Annotated in this window: 1 protein-coding gene; it reads left to right on the forward strand. The window is 70.2% G+C overall.

The features are described from left to right. Positions 1-82: 82 nt before the first annotated feature. Complete coding sequence (locus tag P3W75_RS07840) at positions 83-1,552, forward strand: alpha/beta hydrolase (RefSeq protein WP_276226801.1); 1,470 nt, start codon at positions 83-85, stop codon at positions 1,550-1,552. Positions 1,553-1,647 lie beyond the last annotated feature (95 nt).

Here is a 1,647-nt window from a genome sequence, read left to right on the forward strand (position 1 = left end):
CCAAGCGTTATCCGCCACCGCCGCGCTCCGAAACACCCCCACCTGCTCTACGCTTGTCCCCATCGCGCCAAAAGGGACGACAATGCTGAACCCCAAACTCACCCGAGGCCTGCTCTGGGTCGCCGTGATCGCCCTGGCCATCACCGTCCTGCTGCTGGCCCTGCGCGTCGCCTCGCTGCGCAACATCCCGCCGCTGGAGCCCTGGCACACCTGGGTGCCGCAGGAACTGCACAGCGATGCGCTGGACCGCGCCGACTGGCCCACCTACCTTGCCGCCGAAGCCACGCTCATGCAGGCCATGCGCAAGGAAATGGCCGCCAGCCTGCAACCCTTCGAGCGCGTGGCCTACAACCGCTACTTCGACCAGAGCCAGGTCTACCCCGGCCACTTCGCCACCGACTGGAACCGCTCCTACGAACTGCGCCCCGACGGCCCGGTGCGCGGCGCGGCGGTGCTGCTGCACGGCCTGAGCGACTCGCCCTACAGCCTGCGCCACCTCGGCGAACACCTGCGGCAGCAGGGCTACGTCGTAGTCGCCATCCGCCTGCCCGGCCACGGCACGGTGCCCGCCGGCCTCACCGACGCCACCTGGCAGGACTGGCTCGCCGCCACCCGCCTGGCCGTGCGCGAAGCCCAGGCGCAACGGCCCCAGGGCGCGCCGCTGCTGCTGGTGGGCTTCTCCAACGGCGGCGCGCTGGCGCTGAAATACACCCTGGACGCCCTCGACGACCCCAGCCTGGCGCTGCCCGCGCAACTGGTGCTGATCTCGCCGATGATCGGCGTCACCCGCTACGCCCGGTTCGCCGGCCTGGCGGGCCTGCCGGCGCTGCTGCCGGCCTTCGCCAAGGCCGCCTGGCTCAACGTGCTGCCCGAGTTCAACCCGTTCAAGTACAACTCCTTCCCGATAGCGGCGGCGCGGCAGACGGTGGGCCTGACCGGCGAAGTCCAGCGCCGCCTGGAAGCCGCCAGCCGCAGCGGCAGCCTGGCGCACCTGCCGCCGGTGCTGACCTTCCAGTCCCTGGCCGACAGCACCGTGAGCACCCCGGCGGTGGTCAGCGGCCTCTACGACCGCCTGCCGCGGAACGGCAGCGAACTGGTGCTGTTCGACCTCAACCGCTCGCTGAGCTTCGGCCCGCTGCTGCGCCCGGAAATGGCCGCCCTCGGCACCCGCCTGCTACCGGAACGCGAACGCCCCTACGCCCTCACCGTGGTCAGCAACACCCCGGAAAACCGCGAAGCCACCGCCACCCGCACCCCGGCCAACAGCCTGCAACCCACCCGCCAGCCCCTGGGCGTGGACTACCCGGCGGACCTGTTCTCGCTCTCCCACGTCGCCCTGCCATTCCCCCCGGACGACACCCTCTACGGCCAACACCCCGGCAACCAGGAAAACTTCGGCATCCACCTGGGCACCCTGACCCCACGCGGCGAACGCGGCGTGCTGATCGTCGGCCTGGACCTATTCCAGCGCGTGACCTCGAACCCGTTCTACGGCTACCTGGTGCAGCGCATCGACCAGCAGTTGGCAGGGGAGGGAGGCACGGCGCACTAGCGATTCGGCAAGAAAACGAGCGTCGCCTCACACCCAACTGGTAGGACAACACCCATCTCCCAGCACACGCCGAACGGCCCCCTCTCCCTTCAGGG

This window comes from Pseudomonas citronellolis (assembly GCF_029335315.1).
Classification (GTDB): Bacteria; Pseudomonadota; Gammaproteobacteria; order Pseudomonadales; family Pseudomonadaceae; genus Pseudomonas; species Pseudomonas citronellolis_A.

Excerpts from the sequence above, each read along its gene's own strand:
- P3W75_RS07840 (WP_276226801.1), top strand. The coding sequence starts at position 83 with ATGCTGAACCCCAAACTCACCCGAGGCCTGCTCTGGGTCGCCGTGATC.